Here is a 16,067-nt window from a genome sequence, read left to right on the forward strand (position 1 = left end):
GGCCCGGGTGCCGCGTCGTCATCCGTCTTCATGGAGACCTCAGGCTCTCAGTGCACGTGCGTCGACACCCTCGTCGGACGGTGGCCGTCAGGATGGCACCACCGGCCCGTCGACTCCCGGGCCGGTGGGGTTCTCCCCACCTCGGCCCGGAGGCGCACAGGCGTGTCCCTCCGGGCGGGCCGCGATTGACTGCCCGGCATGATCACGCGCCCGACCCGCGGGGTCGAGGACTCCCGGTCCCTGGTCCGCGACGTCGCCCCGTTCGTTGCGCTGACGTTCACCATCAGCTGGGGGCTCTGGGCGGTCGCCCTCGTCCTGGGCGGGAACATCGCCGACCCGGCCGTCTTCGCCTGTTACGTGCTCGGCGCCCTCGGTCCGAGCCTCTCCGCCGGGATCCTGCGGCTGTCCGGACGACCGGGCGGGCGGCAGGCGCAGTGGGCAGCGGCGGCCGGGTGGCTGCCGGCGGCCGTGCTGCTGGGTGCCGGGCCCGCGGTTGTCGCGGTCAGCGCGGCGCCGCTGTTCGGGGCCGCGGCGGCCGACCCGGGGGTGCTCCTCGTGGCGGTGGCCGGTGCCGGCGGGCTGCTGCCGTACCTGGCCCTGCATCTCGTCGCAGGCCCGCTGGCCGAGGAGTTCGGCTGGCGCGGGTACCTGCAGCCGCGGCTGCGCCGCCGGCTCACTCCGGCCCGGACCGCCGCGGTGCTGGGCACGCTCTGGGCTCTGTGGCACGTGCCGCTGTTCCTGCTGGTCGGGACCGTGCAGTCGCAGATGGGCCTGTTCACCCCCGTGGCACTGGGGTTCTTCGCTGCGATGCTCCCGCTGTCGGTCGGGTACTGGTTCGTGTCCGAACGGCTGCGGGGCGGCGTGCCGGCCGCCGTGCTCATGCACATGAGCGGCAACATCGCGCTGACCCTGATCTTCGCCGCCCCGTCGGTCGCCGTCGGTGCCTGCTACCTCGGGGCGGTCCTGGTGATCGCCGCACTTCTGCTGCGGGTCGGGCCGGGTCCGGCCTCCGCTCGCCGCGCTACCATGGCCGGGTGAGTCTGGATAGCGAACCGACGAATCTGGGGGCGCCGCGGGTCTGCTCCATCGCCGACGCGCTCAAGTTCGTCGGCGAGCGCTGGAGCCTGCTCGTACTGCGTGAGCTGGGCTTCGGGGTCCATCGGTTCAACGACATCCAGACCAACACCGGCGCTCCCCGCGAGACCCTCGCGCTGCGGCTGCGCAAGCTCGAAGACGCCGGGCTCATCGAGCGCCGCCAGTACTCGAAGCACCCGCCCCGCGACGAGTACCTGCTCACCGCCGCGGGCCGGGACCTCGCACCCGTCCTGCGCTCCCTGCGGGAATGGGGCGAACGCCACGCCACCCCACTGCGCCGCACCTCCTGAGCGGGACGGCCGCGCTCACGAACCAGGGACGAAGGCGACGTTCTCGGGCGCGGCCTTGCGGGCGGCGAGGAGCGCGGTGGCGGTGGCGCCGATCGGCAGGCGCAGCGGCGGCGCGTCGAGTTCCGCGGCGTCGGCGACGGCGCGCGCGACCTCCTCGGGGGTGAGGGAGTAGCTGCGTTCCATGTGATCGGTGGCCAGTGCGCCGGCGTAGGGATCGTCGGGCAGCCGGTAGGCCAACGGGTCGTCGAGCGCACCTGAGCTCACCGAACCGGGCTCCAGCAGGGTGGTGTGGATTCCGAACGGGGCGGTCTCGATGGCGAGGGCTTCGCCGAGCGCCTCGAGTGCCCACTTGCTGGCCGCGTAGGCGGCGTCGCCCGACAGGACGATGCGGCCCACCACGCTGGAGAGGAACAGCAGCCGCCCGTTCTTGCGCTCCCGCATCTGCGGCAGCACGGCTTGCGCGACGCGGATCGCGCCGGAGGTGTTCTGCGTGAACAGCCGCTCGATCTCGGCCACCGGGCTCGCCTCGACCGCACCCACGAAGATCACGCCCGCGTTGGACACCAGCACGTCGACCTCCCCGGCGGCCGCGACCGCTTCGTCGACACTGGCCTGGTTGGTGACGTCGAGGCGCAGCCGTTGCGCGACGTCGAGGTCCTCGAGCGTGCGCGGGTCGCGGGCGGTGGCGATGACGCGGTAGCCGCGGGCGGCGAACTCGGCGGCGGTGGCCCGGCCGATGCCCTTGGAGGCCCCGGTGATCAGGACAGATGGCATGGACTGCTCCTGTGAGTACGGAAATCGAACTTGCTTGACGCTGTCACTGTAGACGTGTGAGTCGGAAAAGCGAACCCACTGGCAGGCGCCAGGGCCCGGACACCGCTCACCGCGGCGGTGTCCGGCCCCTGGCGGCGTGGTCGCCTCAGTGCTCGACGTGCAGGAGCCCGAGCCGCTGGGTGGCGCGGGTCATCGAGACGTAGAGGTCGGCGGGATTGTGGGCCCGTATCCGCTCCGGGTCGACGATCACGACGGCGTCGAACTCGAGGCCTTTCGCCGACACCGGGGTGTGCACCTGCGCGGGCAGACCGGTGAGGCCGGCCAGGCCGTCTCCGTCGGCGGCGATCACCGCCAGCGTCCCGCGGCCCAGCTGGGCCACCTCCGCCTCGACGGCCGTGCGCACCTCCGCTGCGAGGTCGGTGGCCGCCACGGTGCGCCGCCACGGCTCCTCGCCCGTCGCCCGCACCGATTCGGGCGGCTGCCGGTCGGGCGCGAACTCGGCCAGCACGCCGGCGGCCACCGCCATGATCTCGGCGGGCGTCCGGTAGTTCACCGTGAGCGTCCGGTAGGTCCACCGGGAACCGAGGTGCGGGCCGAGCACGTCCGCCCACGCATCCGCTCCTGCGGGCGCGCTGCGCTGCGCGAGGTCGCCCACCGCGGTGATCGAACGGGCCGGGCAGCGCCGCAGCAGGACGTGCCAGTCCATGGCCGAGAGCTCCTGCGCCTCGTCGACGACGAGATGCCCGTACCGCCAGTCCCGGTCGCCGGCGGCCCGCTCGGCGACGCTCGCGAGGTGGTCGGGCACCTGCCGGGCAGCGAGCACGTCGGCGGTGACGAAGTCGGTCGGGCGCAGCTCGTCGGGATCCTCCCCGGCGAGACTGCGGTCGGCCGACTCCAGGATGCTCAGCACCTCGTTGGCGTAGACGCTGTCGGGCTCGCGCTCGGACGGGCTCGGCCGGACCGGCGGGGGACCGAGCAGCTCGGCCAGCTCGTCGAGCAGGGGCGCGTCCGACACCGTCCACGGGGAGCCCTCGGCGCGGTACAGCCCGGAGAGGTCGATCCCGCCGCCTGCCGAGGCCAGCCGCTCCGGGGACGCGAAGAGATCGGCGAGGAGCCGCTCCGGGGTCAGCACCGGCCAGAGCTGCTCGACCGCCGCGTGGAAGTCGAGGTTGGAGCGCAGCTCGTCGCGCAGCTCGTGGCGCATCTCCGCCGAGACCTGCGCTGCGCCCGCCTGGGCGAGCTCCGGGAGGTCGCCGAGCTCCCGGAGGAGCTCGGCGAGCTCGGGCGGGTCCTCCAGGTTCTTGTCGAGCTGCTCGATGCCCTGCTGGACGAGCAGGCTGCCGAGCGTGTCGCGGAACGTCGTCCGTGCGGTGTTGTGGAGCAGGCCGGCCGTCCGGGCGCGCCTCCTGGCTTCCCTCGCTGTCGCCCGGTCGATCGTGACGGTGACGTCGTCGAGCTCGATCGAGATCGGCGACGCGGGTAGCTCCTGGCGGTCGGCGACGGCGCGGCGCAGGACGTCCAGCATCGCCAGGCCGCCCTTCGTGCGGGCCACCTCGTCCTCGTCCACGGCGGTCGCGACGACGCCCTGCGCCAGCCGTCCCGGGGTGGTGAACACCACCGCCGACTCGCCCAGCGCGGGGAGCACGCCGCCGACGTACCGGATGAAGCCCGCGCTGGGGCCGACGACCAGCACGCCGCTGCGGGCCAGCCGCTCGCGGTGGCTGTAGAGCAGGTACGCGACGCGGTGCAGCGCGACCGCGGTCTTCCCGGTCCCCGGGCCGCCCTCGATCACGACGACGCCGGAGAGCGGCAGCCGGATGATCGCGTCCTGCTCGGCCTGGATCGTCGTCACGATGTCGCGCATCGTCGCTCCGCGCGGCGCCTTCAGCGCGGCGAGCAGCGCCGGATCGGAGGCGGACTTGGAATCCGCCTCGGTGAGGAGCGCCTGGTCCAGCACGTCGTCGTGGAACGTGGCGACCCGCTCGTCGGGCGCCGTTCCGGCGATCTGGAGATGCCGTCGCCGGGTGATGCCCAGCGGTGTGGCCAGGGTTGCGCAGTAGAACGGCTGACTGGCGGGCGCCCGCCAGTCGATCAGCGCGCTCTCCCCGTCCGACGGGTCGGTGAGCCCGATGCGGCCGATGTAGCTCGTCGACCCGTCGGTGCGGTCGAGCCGGCCGAAGCACAGCCCGGAGCGGGCTGCGGTCAGCGCGGCCGCCCGTTCCGACCAGCGGTGCACGGAGACGTCGCGCTCCCAGAGGGCGCTGAGCTCCCCGCCCGTCGGTGCGGCAAGTACGCCCTGTGTCTGGGCCTTGGCGGCCGCGAGTTCGGTGGCGAGCAGCGTATGTAGCCGGCGGATCCGCTCGGTCTCCGCTGTCAACTCCTGCTCGAAAGGGGGTATGTCCACGCTCTTCCCGCCCATGCTATCCTTAGGTTGCGGAGTTACGGATTCCTTCTCTGAACGCACCCTTCAGAATAACTTTCCGCATATCACTGTGCACAGTCACATCGGGTGAATCGCAAGAGCGCGCACTGTGGTACGCCACCTACCGGCGCCGCGCGCCCGGTCCCACGTCGACGGCTTGCGAACACGTCATTGCGAACGTCTGGTCGGGCCGACGGCCACGGGGATGGGAAATGGAGAGCACTCTCTCCTGCCCTCTTCAACTTATAGCGCGCCGGGGGGCTTGCGGCAAGACCCGGGTGGTGCCGCAGAATCGCCGGCCGGAGCCCGGACCTGCAGAAATAGGAGTCGCGAAGTGCGTGTGTTGTTGTCGACGTATGGGTCGCGCGGTGACGTCGAACCGCTGGTGGCACTCGCGTTGCGATTGCGGGAGCTCGGCGCGGAGGTGCGGGTGTGCGCGCCGCCGGACTTCGCGGAGCGGCTGGCCGGCGTCGGCGTGCCGATGGTCCCCGTCGGCCCGTCGGCGAGCGCGCTGACGGCTGCGGCGCCGCCGCCGTCCGGCCTGCCCCAGCGTGCAGCCGGGTTGATCGCCGGCCAGTTCGATGCGGTCACCCGGGCGGCCGAGGGATGCGATGCGATGGTGGTGACCGGCATGATGCCTGCCGCGGCCGGCGCGCTGTCGGTGGCCGAGAAGCTGGGCATCCGGTCGGTCTCCGTGACCTTCCAGCAGCTCACCCTGCCGTCGCCGCACCGTCCGCCGCTGGCGTATCCGGGCCGGCCGTTCCCGCCTGAGGTGACCGACAACCGGGTGCTGTGGGAACTGGACGCCCGGAGCATCAACGCGCTGTTCGGGGAGGCGCTCAACACCAACCGGGTGTCGAACGGCCTGGCGCCGGTGGCCGACGTCCGCGACTACGTCGTCGGTGACCGGCCGTGGCTGGCGACCGACCCGATCCTGGACCCGTGGCAGGAGACGCCGGACCTCGACGTCGTACAGACCGGCGCGTGGATCCTGCCCGACCTCCGCCCGCTCCCGGCCGACCTGGAGGCGTTCCTGGATGCCGGCGCACCTCCGGTCTACGTGGGCTTCGGGAGCATGCCCATGCACGGCTCGGCGGACGTCGCCCAGGTGGCCACCGAGGCGATCCGGGCGCAGGGCCGCCGCGCGGTCGTGCTCCGCGGCTGGGCCGACCTGGCCCTGATCGACGACCGGGACGACTGCTTCGTCGTGAGCGAGGTCAACCAGCAGGCACTGTTCGGCCGGGTGGCCGCCGTCGTGCACCACGGCGGCGCGGGCACCACGACCACGGCCACCCGGGCCGGCGCGCCCCAGGTGGTGGTTCCCCAGCTCGCGGACCAGCCCTACTGGGCAGGCAGGGTCGCCGACCTGGGCATCGGCGCGGCTCACGACGGTCCGGCTCCGACCGTCGAGTCCCTGTCCGCCGCGCTCAGGACGGCGTTGACGCCCGAGACCCGCGCCCGAGCGACCGCCGTGGCCGCCACGATCCGCACCGACGGCGCGACGCTGGCCGCGACGTTGCTGCTCGACGCGGTCAGCCGGGAGAGGCCACCGGTGTCCGCGTGAACCAGGTGGGATCGCGAGCCCGAGCTACGCCCTCGGTTCTCGACGACTGCTCGGGCGAGCCGCCAGCGCCACGGCGCCGAACGTGACAGCGGTCCCGATCCAGGTGGCGACTGAAGGCCTCGGACCGGCGGTCAGGGCGTCCAGGGCGAGCGCGCCGAGTAGCTGCCCCGCAACGCCGGCCAGGCTGAAGACCAGCACGCCGATCCGGCCGACGAAGTGCGCTGCTGTCGCGATCACGACGATGCCGACCAGGCCGGCGGCGTAGAGCCACGGCTCGGCCGGGAGCCGGCCGGCCGGGACACCTCGCACGGCCAGCACGACCAGCAACGCGAGGCCGAGCGCGACCTCGGCAACGACGAAGCTCACCAGGGTGGCGGGCCACGGCGACCGGGCCGCCGCCCCCACCCGGCCGTTGAGAGCAGACTGGACGGCGGCCGCGACGCCGGCCAGTAGTGGAAGCCCGAGCAGCAGCACCGTGCCCTGGCTGCCCAGCCGGTCATGAGCGGCGATCGCAACCGCCGCCACGCAGGCCGCCGCGCCGCCGATGCGGGCAGTGGTGATCGGGTGCCGCCCGCCCGGCCCCAGTCCCGATCGGTCGGCCACGAGGCTGCCCACCGCAGTGCCCCCGACGACGGCCACGGTGAACACGGCGACCCCCAAGGTGCCGACGCTGACCCCCTGGCCGGCGACGAACAGCGCGCCGCCGACCCCACCGCAGCAGTGCCACCAGCGCAGGCTGCCGGTGCGCAGGGCGGCCCCGACGAACCGCAGTCCACGCCGCCCGGTCGCCACGGTGGGCACGAGTGCCAGCAGCACCAGCACGCCGGCCGTGGTCGAGGCCAGTGAGGCCGCGACTCCGTCGCCGAGTCGGGCCCCGAGCTCCCCGTTCAACCGTGCCTGTACTGCCAACCCGGCGCCGGCGGCCACCGCCGCCCCTATCGCCACGACACGACTGCGGCCGCGCGACCGCGGCTCGATCTCCTCGTCGAGAGCACTCACTTACGGAGATTCTGACCGCTCCGAACCGGCATCACAATCAGTGGCGCGGCGGCGGTGTTGCTACCTCCTGCGTCGGGCGATACGCACCCCGAGCACAACCGCACCGACGACGAGCAGAACGCCCAGCAGCTGCAGGCCCGGTGAGTCGTCGGCCTCCCCGTACACGACGCCGGCGACGCCGAGCGCGAGGACCAGGACGGCGACGATGGCGCGGAGGTACGTCGCCGGGGGTTTCCGTTCGGCGGCCCGATCCCCGTCGCCGCTCATTCCTCGACCCATTCGAGCAGGTCACCGGGCTGGCATTCGAGCACCCGGCACATGGCTTCCAGGGTGCTGAAACGAACGGCCTTGGCACGACCGTTCTTCAGTACCGCCACGTTCGCCGGCGTGAGCCCGACCCGCTCGGAGAACTCCCCGACGGTCATCTTGCGTTTGGCCAGCTCGACATCGATGCGGACGACGATGGGCATCAGATGACCGCTTCCATGTCGGTGCGCAATGTCGTGGCCTGCCGCAGCAGCGCGCGCATCACCACCATGAGGAGTCCCACCACGGCGATGCCGGTCAGCATCAGGAACAGCAGGACCGGTAGTCCGGGGTCGTCCGCCTTGAAACCGAAGTAGAGGAACACGCCCAGTAGCACCACCCACGCCGCAACGATGGCCCAGACGATCGCATCCACCCACACCAAGGAGGCGTCGCTGAAGATGCGGTCCTTCTTGACCATGGTGAGCAACTTCCAGGTGGCCACGATCACCACCTGGACGCACACCACCCAGAACACCGTCACGGCGGTCAACGGCCACCTCAGGTACGCAAGGTCCGGGGACTCCTCGGCCATGTGCGCGAACTGTCCGGGAAGCGAGAGGGTCTGGAACGGGACCAGGACCACGAACAGCAGCACGAGGAAAACTCGGAGAGGGGCTACGGCCCGATGCTCGGTGAACACCAATCGAGTATCGATCATCTTGTATCGATAGTCAATAGGTCGTCGGGTCGGCCCGTTGCCGGCCGCTGACCGGCCGATGATTTCCGGCGGTCGCCGACGTCTCTGGATGAGAGCCGTGGGACAACGGCCCGGAGAGGGACTCGCCATGGGGCAACCAGTTGTGCACTTCGAGATCATCGGACGGGATCCGGCGACGCTACGCAGCTACTACGGCGAGCTGTTCGGGTGGGAGTTCGCCGTCGGCGACGCGACCACCGACACGATCTCCCCGCCGGGCAACTACGGGTTTGTGGACGGCAGCACCACCGGTAACGGGATCAACGGTGGCGTGGGCGGCGGCGAGGGCTACGAGGGACGCGTCCTGTTCTACGTGGACGTCCCCGATGTCGAGGCCGCGCTCACGAGGGCCGAGAGCCTCGGCGGGAAGCGCGTGATGGGCCCGGAGGGCACTCCCGGATCCCTCGTGGTCGGGCAGTTCACCGATCCCGAGGGGCATCTGATCGGCGTAGCCGGCACGAAGTAGCCGACTCGCGGCCGCCTGCGCGCGCCCGTTGTGGTCCTCGCAGTGCCCACGGGCCCTGCGAGGACCACGACCAGCGCGCGGAGCGGGCGGAGGTCAGGCGGCTGCGGTGGAGCAGTCGGGACACATGCCCCAGTAGATGACCTCGGCCTCGTCGATCGCGAAGCCGTGGTCGTCGGACGGGGCCAGGCAGGGTGCGGCGCCGACGGCGCAGTCGACATCGGCGATGGCACCGCACGACCGGCAGACGACGTGGTGATGGTTGTCCCTGACCCGCGCCTCGTAACGTGCCGGGGAGCCCGGTGGCTGGATGCACCCCAGCAGGCCTGCGGTGGTCAGCGCGCGCAGCACGTCGTAGACCGCCTGGTGGGACACCTCGCCCAGATCCTCGCGCACGGCGCTGATGATCGTGGCCGTGTCGGCGTGCGGGTGGCGGTGCACCGCGGAGAGCACCGCAACCCGGGGACGCGTCACGCGGAGAGCGGCCCCGCGCACCATGCGCTCGAAGTCCGAGGTCGTCGACACGGCCGAAGTGTGGCCCATATTCTTGAATTGCTCAAGATTTCGGGGCCGGCGTCACTGTCAGAAGCCGAGGCTGCCGACGCCCTGCCGGAGTGCGGTGAACGCCATGTCGGCGTCGGCTGCCGCCTGCGGGTGAACCTCGTCCGCCGTGCGTCCTCCCGCCAGCTTGGCCCAGTTCTCTCGGGCCAGTACGTGCTGGGCGGTGATCACCTGCGCCGCGACGAGCCGCGGGCGGAGGTCTTCCGCGGTTGTGCCGACGCCGTCCCGGAGGGCCGCGGCAAGGGCGTCGACGTCGGCGGCGCTGAACTCGGCCAGGCGGGCGGCGACCGTCGGGGTGGTGAAGACGAGCCCGTGAAAGGCCAGGACCTCGGCGTCGTCGCACAGCCCGGTGATCGGGTCGTGCTGGGCGAGGCGTTCCCGGTAGTGGCGGTGCAGTGCGTCGAGCGGCGCCTCGCCGCTGCGTCGGGCCTGCACCACGCGTGCGGCTTCGCCCTGGTGGTCGGCGAAGCGGTGGATCAGGAGGTCCTCCTTCGTGGGGAAGTAGCGGAACAGGGTGGGCTTGGAGACCTCGGCCGCCGCGGCGATCTGGGCGACGGTGACGCTGTCGAAGCCGTGGACGAGGAAGAGTCCGATCGCCGTGTCCGAGATCGTCTCCCGCGTGCGCTCCCGCTTCCGCTGTCGCAGGCCAGGTCCACTCATGCGGGCAGCTTAGAGCAACCGGGATAGATTCGTTACCAGGTTGCATATGTAACCCGGTTGTGTTTGGGTGCCGGTACCGCACTGACCGAGAGGACGAGACATGACCACCGTGTTGATCGTGGGTGCCGGCCCCACAGGACTGACCCTCGCCTGTGACCTGGCGCGTCGCGGCGTCGAGGTCCGGATCATCGAGAAGTCGCCCGCGTTCCAGACGGGGTCCCGGGGCAAGACGCTCAACGCCCGCAGCCTGGAGGTGTTGGGCGACCTCGGTGTCGCAGACCAGGTCCGTGCCTCCGGGATCACCCATCTCAAGTTCCGCAAGTACTTCCAGGGCGAGCTGGTCGAGGAGACCGACCCCTTCGAGGACCGCATGCTGTTCGTGCCGCAATGGCGGACCGAGCAGGTGCTCCGCGACCGGCTCGCCACCTGGGGCGTGCAGGTCGAGCTGGCGACGGAGCTGACGGACTTCACGCAGGACGATGTGGGCGTGCACGTCACCCTTGCCGACGGCGGGCGGATCGAAGCGGACTACCTCGTGGGGTGCGACGGCGGCCGCAGCCCGGTCCGGAAGCTGCTCGGGGTGGCCTTCGAGGGGGAGACCGCGCCGGAGCAGGCGATGGTCTGCGGGGACGTGGTGGTCGACGGCCTGGTCGATGAGGCGTGGCACCAATGGTTCGCCGAGGACGGGGCGATCCTGCTGTCCCCGTTCCGCGGGACGGACTCCTGGCAGCTCCAGGCCAGCCCGGAGCGGGATGCCGCGGGGGAGGTCCTGCCGCCCTCGCTGGAGAGCTTTCAGCGGCTGTTCGACCGGTACGCCCGCCTCCCCGGTGTGCGGCTGCGCGATCTCACCTGGAAGTCGACCTGGACGGTCAACGTCCGCATGGTCGACCGCTACCGCGTCGGGCGGGTCTTCCTTGCGGGCGATGCCGCCCACGTCCATCCCATCGCCGGCGGACTCGGCATGAACACCGGGATCCAGGACGCGTGGAACCTCGGGTGGAAGCTCGGGCTCGTGGCGACCGGCCACGCCGGTCCCGCGCTGCTCGACACCTACGAGGAGGAGCGGATGCCGATCGCGGCGTGGACGCTCGACCTCACCAGTGAGCGCCTCCGCGTGGTCCTCGACGACATCCGGATCCGCGGCGAAGGTATGGACGCCGTCGCCGTCCCGGAAGGCAGCGGGCTGGGGATCAACTACCGCTGGAGCGTCCTCGCCGAGGATCACGCTCCGGGCGAGAGAACGACGAGGGCCGGTGACCGTGCACCGAACGTCCCGCTGCGCGGCAGCCCTGAGCACACTCCGCGGCGACTGTTCGACCTCCTCGCCGGTGGACGGTTCGCACTCCTCGGCTTCGCCCCCGAAGCCGGACCTCACCTCCGTGAACTCACCGCGGCACACGCGGAACTCGTGGAGAGCCATCTCCTCAGCGCCGGTCCTGGTGGCCTGGACGACGCCGAGCAGGTGAAGCGGGCCTTCGACGCGGACGACGACACCCTCGTCCTGGTCCGGCCGGACCATCACATCGCACTGACGACCACGACAGCCGGCGTCGTGGAGGTCTCCGGCTACCTCGACCGCCTCTCTCGACGGCCGGCGATCCCCGGGAGGGTCAGTGGCTCCGGGACGGCTCCCGCTCCCGCTGCTGTGGCCGGTCGTGGCGGGGGAGCAGGAGCGGGGTGGTCAGGATGAGGAGGCCGGCGATCACGATCGCGGCGCGGGGGCCGGTGACTCCGGCGAGCAGGCCCCACAGCGCGGTGAGGGCCGCGATGGCCACCTTGCTGGTCACCGACCACGCGGACAGGGTGCGGGTCACCCGGTCCGTCGGGATCTGGGTGAGCCGGTAGGTGGCGAGCACCGGGTTGAACACGCCCATGCAGGTGATCAGGCCCAGCTCGACGGCCATGACCAGCACCAACCCGGCAGCGCCGGGACCGACGAAGGCCAGCCCGAGCAACCAGCACGCGCGCAGTGTCCCGGCGGTGAGCATGATCGTGTGTTGCCCGTACCGGGCGACGAGCCTGCGGGCCAGCCGGGAGCCGATGAGGCCGCCGATGCACGGCGCTGCGAACGCGAGGCCGTACTGCCAGGGTGCGAAGCCGAGGGGGCCGAGCATGAGGACGATGAGCAGCGGTGAGGTCGCCATGATGAGGCCGTTGACCATGAGCGAGTTGACGAACAGCAGGCGCAGTGTCGGGTGGGTCAGGATGAACCGCCACCCGTCGAGCAGCTGGCCTGCTCGAAGCCTCGGCGCATCGGCTCGCGCGGGGTGCGGCTCCCTCCCGCCCGTTCCGATCGCCGCCAGCCCTCCTGCGGAGAGCAGGTAGCTGACGGCGTTGGCCACGACGGTCGCCACCGGGCCGAACAGCCCGATCGCGGCCCCGCCGAGCGGCGGTCCGAGCATGGTGGCGGTCCAGGTCGTGGACTCGAACCGCCCGTTGGCGACGAGCAGGTCCTCCGGGCGCACGAGCGCCTTCAGGAATGCCCCGCCGGCCGCGGTGAAGGTGAGGTCGGCGCCCGCGACGATGATCGCGACGACCAGGAGCTGGGTGAAGGTGAGCAGGCCGAGCGCGTAGGCGACGGGGATGCTCAGCAACGTCGCGAACCGGATCAGGTCCATCGCCACCATCACCGGCCGCTTGCGGCGCAACTCCACCCACGGGGCGAGCGGCACCGCCACCGCCGCGCCGACCGCCAGCCCCGCCGCCGCCAGCACCGACACCTCGGTCGCCCCGGCGTGCAGCACGAGTACCGCGATCAGTGGGGTCGCGTCGAACGCGAGCCACGTGCCGAACGTGCTGGTCGCACAGGCCGCCCAGAGCCATCCGAACTGCCGCCCCAACGACCGCGTACCTTCCATCTCCGGCACCACCCTCGCTCTCGACGACCACCGCAATCACAGCGATCGGCAGGGCGGCGGATCAAACAACTGCGCTGGTGGCGAGCCACAACGAGACGTTGTGCAACTACGGTCGGGCGCCGTGGATCTCGATGCCGTGCGCACCTTCGTCGCCGTGACGGACGCGGGCCGGTTCCAGCCGGCCGCCGACGAGCTGGCGATCACCCAGCAGGCCGTCTCCAAGCGCATCGCGACGCTCGAGAAGAACCTCGGTGTGCGCCTGCTGCGCCGCACCGCGCGGGGAGCCCGGCTCACCGCTGACGGGGAGGCGTTCCTGCCGCACGCCCGCGATCTCCTCCACGCCGCGGAGAGGGCGGCCGCCTCCGTCCGGCCCGGCGGCCGCGCGCTACGCGTCGACGTGATCACCACCCGGAGCGCGCCCGCACGGCTGCTGCGCGAGTTCCACCGCTCCCATCCCCGGGCGGAGCTCGACGTCGTGACGCACCTCCGCGACGCCGACGCGGCGATCGCCGCCGTCCGGTCCGGCACGATCGACGCGTCCTTCCGCGCCGTCACCGTGCCCACGCGGAAGCTCCCCGCCGGCATCGAGGCCGTCCGCGTCTTCGACGAACCCCTCCAGCTCCTCACCGGACCGGCCCACGAGCTCGCCGCCGCCCGCGCCGTCACACCGGCCCAGCTCGCCGGGCACAGGATCTGGATGCCCGGAATCCTCACCGGGTCGGAGTGGGCCGCCTACTACGACGAGCTCGCCGCCGAGTTCGGGCTCACCATCGACCCTGTCGGCCCCAACTTCGGCACCGACGCCCTCCTGGAGGCGATCGCCGGCTCCCCGGCACTGGCGACCTTCGTCAGCGAGGAGATCCGGCTGGTCTGGCCCGCCGACTACGACCTGCGGCGCATCGCCGTGCACGATCCGGCGCCGGTCTACCCGCACTCCCTGATCTGGCGCAGTGACAACCCGCATCCCGCCCTCGCCGCACTGCGCACCCAACTGGGCTCCGTCCGGCCCTGCCACAGCCAGGCCGGGAGCTGGACACCGACATGGGCACCGCGCTCGACATCACGGCGCCGACCGAGCCCATGACGTGAGCTGCCAACTCTCGTTCGCTGGAGCTTCCAGCGAACGGGACTGGCCGGTCGTTTCTCAGCCGCCGGCGGGCACGAGTTCGAGCTCGGGTAGTTCGCGTGCGTCCTGCCGGGCGTCGCCGCCGAGCAGTTGGCTGACAGTGGAGTGCAGGACGGCGGTCAGGACGGCGTGCATCCGCTGCGGGGCAATGGAGCCGGTGCCGGAGAGCCCGCCGAGGGGTGGGGCGACGAAGTAGTGGACCGGGTCGCCGAAGGCGTTGTGCCCGGCTCCGGTGATGGTCGCGATCGTGCTCGGTGGCGTCGCCGTCCGTCGCCGGCTCAACCAGTCGACGTAGCCAGCGGACTGACCCTGTTCGGTGCAGGGTGTGACGGCGGCGCAGCTGTGGTCCGAGGCCAGGAGCAGCGCGGGTCTCGTCGGCGCGCCGGCGGGAAGGGCGGGTTGCGGCCCGTCCATGTTGATCGATCCGGCGCACCGGGGGGCGAGCTCGCAGGCCAGGACGGCCGCGCCGCCGCCGAGGGAATGGCCGCCGAACACCGTTCGGTCCGTGTCGAGGCTCCCGGCAAGGGTCCCGTCGGTTGCCGCGACCAGGGTGTCGTGCAGGGCCACCATGTCCGCGGCCTCCTGCTGGAGCAGCAGGTCGATCTCGGCGGGGGTCGGCGGCGTGGAGGAGGCCGCGGTCGTGCGGGGGTGCCCGTCGACGACTCGCGCCGGCGTGGTCGGCGGAACGAGGACCGCCACGACGACGCCGCGGCTGGCGAGCTCCTCGCCCAGGGTGCTGTACATCCACGGCGCGTTCTCGTATCCGGGGGCGAGCACGACGACGGGGTGCCGACCGGATGCGGGAGCGGCATCACGACGTGCCCACGACCGGACCGCGTCGACGTCCTGCAGGAGCCAGCCGAGGCCGACGGCGGGCGGCAACGAGCCCGGGCCGAACCAGCCATCCGGCACGTACTCGGCGGGTGGGGCGGTGTCGGCCGATCGGGAGTCGGCCGGATACCAGACCCAGGTTGCCCGGCGAGCCCCGTCCTCGGTTCCGCCGCCGGCGGCGACGGTGGTGATGGTGCGTCCCACCGGGTGCGGACCGGTCGGTGCGGGCAGCATCAGGGTTCGCGACCGCAGCACTCCGACCACGACCAGGTATCCGAGCAGCAGCGCAACGATCACCAGCGCCGTGACGCCAACCCGGCTGCGGATCCGGCGCCGCCGCACCGTCGCACCGACGGCCGCCCCGGTCACCGCGGTGGCCCGAGAGTGGCCGTGATGTGGTCGACGTCGTGGGTGCTGATCAGGAGCTCGTCGTAGCCCAGCTGCTCGGCGGTCGCGTTGTCGACCGTCAGTCGCAGGGCCGGGACCCACCTGCGGACGCTGACGAACCGGCTCGTCCGGGTGCCGACGCCCCAGCGACCCAGCTTGAGAACTCCGGTGATGAGGAGGCCGGCGCGCCCACCCGGGGTTGCCGCCCGGCGCGTCGGCTGATCGACCCGCTCACTGGCTTGCACCGCGCTCCGCGGGACCACGATCCGCGTGCGCCCTCCGGCGAACGGCCGCTCCCACCTCGACAGCGTGACGTTCACCGCCTGCTGGTCGACCTGAACCGCCGCCATGCCGCCTCCTGACCTAAGTTGTTACCAACGACAGCATTATTACCAGAAATGGAAACGAAGGTCCAGGCTGATGCCCTCCAAGCCCTCGCTCGTGGATCTGCTGCACCACCCCGTCCGGTGGCGCATCACGCAGGCGCTGATCAACCGCTCGCTGACGACCGCCGAGCTCGCCGAGCTGCTACCCGACGTGCCGACGACGACGCTCTACCGCCACGTCGCGGTCCTGGTGAAGGCCGGCGTTCTGGTGGTGGCCGAGACGCGGCAGGTGCGGGGCACGGTCGAGCGCACCTACGAGCTCAACACCGCCGCCGGTGACCCCGGTGACGACACCGTCGACCCTGACCGGCTGCGGACGATGTTCACCGTCTTCGTCGCCGGGCTGGCCGGCGACCTCGACCGCTATCTCGAGCGCGACCACATCGACCCGGCCCGTGACGGTGTCGCGTTCCGGCAGGCCGCGATCTGGCTCTCCGACGAGGAGTTCGAGCAGTTCATGGTGCAGTTCCAGAAGCTGCTCGCAAGCGTCGTCGACCACCGGTCCGGACCGGGCAGAACCCGGCGCATCCTGTCGACGGTCCTGATCCCCGACGGGTGACCGAGCCGGGTTTGCCCGATGACTCCGGACCGGCGTCGTGGTCTTCATGTCGACAACACGAGCTGGCGCCTCACGGAACAGGACCG

General features: G+C 71.8%; 18 protein-coding genes. 7 read left to right on the top strand and 11 right to left on the bottom strand.

Annotation, left to right across the window (positions count from 1 at the left end; all coding sequences use genetic code 11):
- Window positions 1-198 precede the first annotated feature (198 nt).
- Together ACQPZA_RS05255 and ACQPZA_RS05260 are read left to right on the top strand one after the other, a co-directional pair.
- Window positions 199-1,038 (top strand): CPBP family glutamic-type intramembrane protease, encoded by an 840-nt coding sequence (locus ACQPZA_RS05255; RefSeq protein ID WP_433278857.1) that lies wholly within the window; start codon window positions 199-201, stop codon window positions 1,036-1,038.
- A complete protein-coding gene (locus ACQPZA_RS05260) occupies window positions 1,035-1,385 on the top strand; it encodes a winged helix-turn-helix transcriptional regulator (RefSeq protein WP_433278859.1) in 351 nt (116 codons plus the stop codon). Before ACQPZA_RS05255 ends, ACQPZA_RS05260 begins: the two co-directional genes overlap by 4 nt.
- Window positions 1,386-1,400: 15 nt before the next feature.
- On the opposite strand, the gene ACQPZA_RS05265 is transcribed toward ACQPZA_RS05260, so the two are convergent.
- Together ACQPZA_RS05265 and ACQPZA_RS05270 are read right to left on the bottom strand one after the other, a co-directional pair.
- Window positions 1,401-2,159, bottom strand: a complete 759-nt coding sequence (locus ACQPZA_RS05265; protein WP_433278861.1) for an SDR family oxidoreductase — start codon at window positions 2,157-2,159, stop codon at window positions 1,401-1,403.
- Window positions 2,160-2,304: 145 nt separating this feature from the next.
- Window positions 2,305-4,578, bottom strand: a complete 2,274-nt coding sequence (locus tag ACQPZA_RS05270) for a UvrD-helicase domain-containing protein (protein ID WP_433278863.1) — start codon at window positions 4,576-4,578, stop codon at window positions 2,305-2,307.
- A gap of 337 nt (window positions 4,579-4,915) precedes the next feature.
- On the opposite strand from ACQPZA_RS05270, the gene ACQPZA_RS05275 reads away from it, so the two are divergent.
- The gene (locus ACQPZA_RS05275; protein WP_433278865.1) at window positions 4,916-6,145 is read left to right on the top strand and encodes a glycosyltransferase; all 1,230 of its coding nucleotides are present in this window, start codon (window positions 4,916-4,918) and stop codon (window positions 6,143-6,145) included.
- Window positions 6,146-6,169: 24 nt separating this feature from the next.
- Here ACQPZA_RS05275 and ACQPZA_RS05280 read toward each other — a convergent pair whose 3' ends face one another.
- From ACQPZA_RS05280 to ACQPZA_RS05295, 4 genes are read right to left on the bottom strand one after another with little or no spacing between them, the layout of a single operon-like run.
- Entirely contained in the window at window positions 6,170-7,144 is a 975-nt protein-coding gene (locus tag ACQPZA_RS05280) for a DMT family transporter (RefSeq protein WP_433278868.1), read from the bottom strand.
- Between the two features lie 60 nt (window positions 7,145-7,204).
- The gene (locus ACQPZA_RS05285; RefSeq protein ID WP_433278870.1) at window positions 7,205-7,411 is read right to left on the bottom strand and encodes a hypothetical protein; all 207 of its coding nucleotides are present in this window, start codon (window positions 7,409-7,411) and stop codon (window positions 7,205-7,207) included.
- A complete protein-coding gene (locus ACQPZA_RS05290) occupies window positions 7,408-7,614 on the bottom strand; it encodes a helix-turn-helix domain-containing protein (protein ID WP_169397080.1) in 207 nt (68 codons plus the stop codon). Before ACQPZA_RS05290 ends, ACQPZA_RS05285 begins: the two co-directional genes overlap by 4 nt.
- Window positions 7,614-8,093: a DUF2975 domain-containing protein gene (locus tag ACQPZA_RS05295; protein ID WP_433282684.1), complete on the bottom strand. Its 480-nt coding sequence runs from the start codon at window positions 8,091-8,093 to the stop codon at window positions 7,614-7,616. The genes ACQPZA_RS05290 and ACQPZA_RS05295 overlap by 1 nt, the downstream gene beginning before the upstream one ends.
- 145 nt (window positions 8,094-8,238) lie before the next feature.
- Here ACQPZA_RS05295 and ACQPZA_RS05300 point away from each other — a divergent pair, with 145 nt between their 5' ends.
- Window positions 8,239-8,616, top strand: a complete 378-nt coding sequence (locus ACQPZA_RS05300; protein ID WP_433278872.1) for a VOC family protein — start codon at window positions 8,239-8,241, stop codon at window positions 8,614-8,616.
- 93 nt (window positions 8,617-8,709) lie between these two features.
- Here ACQPZA_RS05300 and ACQPZA_RS05305 read toward each other — a convergent pair whose 3' ends face one another.
- Together ACQPZA_RS05305 and ACQPZA_RS05310 are read right to left on the bottom strand one after the other, a co-directional pair.
- Window positions 8,710-9,138: a Fur family transcriptional regulator gene (locus ACQPZA_RS05305; protein ID WP_433278874.1), complete on the bottom strand. Its 429-nt coding sequence runs from the start codon at window positions 9,136-9,138 to the stop codon at window positions 8,710-8,712.
- 57 nt (window positions 9,139-9,195) lie between these two features.
- Window positions 9,196-9,834: a TetR/AcrR family transcriptional regulator gene (locus tag ACQPZA_RS05310; protein ID WP_433278876.1), complete on the bottom strand. Its 639-nt coding sequence runs from the start codon at window positions 9,832-9,834 to the stop codon at window positions 9,196-9,198.
- 100 nt (window positions 9,835-9,934) lie between these two features.
- Here ACQPZA_RS05310 and ACQPZA_RS05315 point away from each other — a divergent pair, with 100 nt between their 5' ends.
- Window positions 9,935-11,524, top strand: coding sequence for an FAD-dependent monooxygenase (locus tag ACQPZA_RS05315; protein ID WP_433278878.1), 1,590 nt, complete (start codon window positions 9,935-9,937; stop codon window positions 11,522-11,524).
- Here ACQPZA_RS05315 and ACQPZA_RS05320 read toward each other — a convergent pair.
- Entirely contained in the window at window positions 11,445-12,692 is a 1,248-nt protein-coding gene (locus tag ACQPZA_RS05320) for an MFS transporter (RefSeq protein WP_433278880.1), read from the bottom strand. The two genes, ACQPZA_RS05315 and ACQPZA_RS05320, sit on opposite strands and share 80 nt — an antisense overlap.
- Before the next feature lie 121 nt (window positions 12,693-12,813).
- Here ACQPZA_RS05320 and ACQPZA_RS05325 point away from each other — a divergent pair, with 121 nt between their 5' ends.
- Complete coding sequence (locus ACQPZA_RS05325; protein ID WP_433278882.1) at window positions 12,814-13,776, top strand: LysR family transcriptional regulator; 963 nt, start codon at window positions 12,814-12,816, stop codon at window positions 13,774-13,776.
- Between the two features lie 60 nt (window positions 13,777-13,836).
- Here ACQPZA_RS05325 and ACQPZA_RS05330 read toward each other — a convergent pair whose 3' ends face one another.
- Window positions 13,837-15,018 (bottom strand): hypothetical protein, encoded by a 1,182-nt coding sequence (locus tag ACQPZA_RS05330; protein ID WP_433278884.1) that lies wholly within the window; start codon window positions 15,016-15,018, stop codon window positions 13,837-13,839.
- On the bottom strand, window positions 15,015-15,386 hold the full coding sequence (locus tag ACQPZA_RS05335; RefSeq protein ID WP_433278886.1) for a hypothetical protein: 372 nt from the start codon (window positions 15,384-15,386) through the stop codon (window positions 15,015-15,017). The genes ACQPZA_RS05330 and ACQPZA_RS05335 overlap by 4 nt, the downstream gene beginning before the upstream one ends.
- A gap of 70 nt (window positions 15,387-15,456) precedes the next feature.
- Between ACQPZA_RS05335 and ACQPZA_RS05340 the strand changes: the two genes are divergently transcribed.
- A complete protein-coding gene (locus tag ACQPZA_RS05340; RefSeq protein WP_433278887.1) occupies window positions 15,457-15,981 on the top strand; it encodes a helix-turn-helix domain-containing protein in 525 nt (174 codons plus the stop codon).
- Window positions 15,982-16,067 lie beyond the last annotated feature (86 nt).

The organism is Pseudonocardia xinjiangensis, assembly GCF_050948425.1.
Lineage (GTDB): Bacteria > Actinomycetota > Actinomycetes > Mycobacteriales > Pseudonocardiaceae > Pseudonocardia > Pseudonocardia xinjiangensis.

What these genes read in the sequence shown, in the direction of transcription:
- ACQPZA_RS05255 (WP_433278857.1), top strand. Translation starts at nt 199, where the DNA reads ATGATCACGCGCCCGACCCGCGGGGTCGAGGACTCCCGGTCCCTGGTC.
- ACQPZA_RS05265 (WP_433278861.1), bottom strand. Translation starts at nt 2,159, where the DNA reads ATGCCATCTGTCCTGATCACCGGGGCCTCCAAGGGCATCGGCCGGGCC.
- ACQPZA_RS05270 (WP_433278863.1), bottom strand. Translation starts at nt 4,578, where the DNA reads ATGGGCGGGAAGAGCGTGGACATACCCCCTTTCGAGCAGGAGTTGACA.
- ACQPZA_RS05285 (WP_433278870.1), bottom strand. Translation starts at nt 7,411, where the DNA reads ATGAGCGGCGACGGGGATCGGGCCGCCGAACGGAAACCCCCGGCGACG.
- ACQPZA_RS05290 (WP_169397080.1), bottom strand. Translation starts at nt 7,614, where the DNA reads ATGCCCATCGTCGTCCGCATCGATGTCGAGCTGGCCAAACGCAAGATG.
- ACQPZA_RS05300 (WP_433278872.1), top strand. Translation starts at nt 8,239, where the DNA reads ATGGGGCAACCAGTTGTGCACTTCGAGATCATCGGACGGGATCCGGCG.
- ACQPZA_RS05310 (WP_433278876.1), bottom strand. Translation starts at nt 9,834, where the DNA reads ATGAGTGGACCTGGCCTGCGACAGCGGAAGCGGGAGCGCACGCGGGAG.
- ACQPZA_RS05315 (WP_433278878.1), top strand. Translation starts at nt 9,935, where the DNA reads ATGACCACCGTGTTGATCGTGGGTGCCGGCCCCACAGGACTGACCCTC.
- ACQPZA_RS05320 (WP_433278880.1), bottom strand. Translation starts at nt 12,692, where the DNA reads ATGGAAGGTACGCGGTCGTTGGGGCGGCAGTTCGGATGGCTCTGGGCG.
- ACQPZA_RS05335 (WP_433278886.1), bottom strand. Translation starts at nt 15,386, where the DNA reads ATGGCGGCGGTTCAGGTCGACCAGCAGGCGGTGAACGTCACGCTGTCG.
- ACQPZA_RS05340 (WP_433278887.1), top strand. Translation starts at nt 15,457, where the DNA reads ATGCCCTCCAAGCCCTCGCTCGTGGATCTGCTGCACCACCCCGTCCGG.